This window comes from Kitasatospora sp. NPDC001225 (assembly GCF_053597855.1).
This window is the reverse complement of record NZ_JBSFJC010000469.1, coordinates 1-1,231: the sequence shown is the minus strand read 5'-3', so window position 1 is coordinate 1,231 and position 1,231 is coordinate 1. Positions and strand designations below refer to the sequence as shown.

Here is a 1,231-nt window from a genome sequence, read left to right as displayed (position 1 = left end):
GCGGGGCCGATGGGCCCCGCGGCGGCCACGGAGGTGGTGTCAGACCAGGCGGTGCGCCCGGAGGTCGGCCACGTACTTGGTGATCAGGTCCGGTGACAGCCGCGGGATGTCGTTCTCTCGTCCAGGGCCGCGGCCCGGACCGCCGCCCGGAACCGGTCCGCCGGCAGGGCGGACCCGGCGACCGGCTGGGCCGGCTCGGCGAAGGCGTGCAGCAGCGGGAGCAGCGAGTGCTGCCGCCGGCGGTCGGGCAGGCCGTGCAGGGCGGTCTCGAAGCGCTCGATCCACTCGGCGTGGTCCTGGACGCGGGTCAGGGGGTGCCCGGCCGCCGCCAGCCAGTCGACGACGGTGTCGAGCGAGATGCCGTCGTCGTGCGGGTTGACCACGTTGTACGTCCGGTAGCCCTCCCGTGCGTCGTCGCCGAGCGCGGTGACGGCCCGCGCGGTGAAGTCCACCGGGAGCGCGTCGTAGTGCGCGCGGCCGTCGCCGGTGCCCCGGGCGTAGAAGCTGCCGGGTGCGACGCCCGTCGCCAGCAGGCTCAGCACGAGGCGGGTGAAGACGTCCGGGACGTTGAGCTGACCGCGGTAGCGCGGGTGCGCGAGGATCATGTTCGAGCGGAAGACGGCGACCGGCAGGCCGAACCTCTCGTGCGCCTCGCGCAGCAGCACCTCGCCGGCCCACTTGCTGGCCGCGTAGCCGTCGGCGTAGTCACCGTCGAGGTCGCGTACCCCGCCGGCGGTGCGGATGTCCGCCCACTCGTCGGCGGCCGCCGCGTTCCCGAAGACGACGGCGACCGTCGACAGGTAGGTGAACCGCTTGGTCCGGGAGGTGACCGCGAGCCTGATCAGCTCGGCCGTTCCCAGCACGTTGGGGCCGAACAGCTGGCCGTAGGGCAGGACGTGGTTGACCTGTGCCGCCGGGTGGACGATCAGGTCCACGGTGTCGGCCAGCCGCTGCCAGGTCTCCTCGTCGAGCCCGAGACGCGGCTCCCCGATGTCGCCGGCGACCACCCGGAGGTGCCGGGCGGCGGCCGCGCGGTAGCGCTCCACGAGGTCCGGGTCGCCGCTGTCGAAGGCCGCGTCGAGCCGGGCCCGGGCCTCCTCGGCGCAGGAGCCGCGGACCACGCACACCAGCGTGCCGCCGCGCTCCGCCACGCGCTCCAGCCATTCGAGGCACAGGAAACGGCCCAGGTAGCCGTTGGCGCTGGTCAGCAGGACGGTCCGGGCCTCGGGCA

At 74.4% G+C, this 1,231-nt stretch carries 1 protein-coding gene; it reads right to left on the bottom strand.

The window, feature by feature from the left end; genetic code table 11:
• Nucleotides 1-83: 83 nt before the first annotated feature.
• Nucleotides 84-1,231 (bottom strand): thioester reductase domain-containing protein (locus tag ACWDCZ_RS41520; protein ID WP_449818751.1); only part of this gene is annotated, 1,148 nt, incomplete at its 5' end.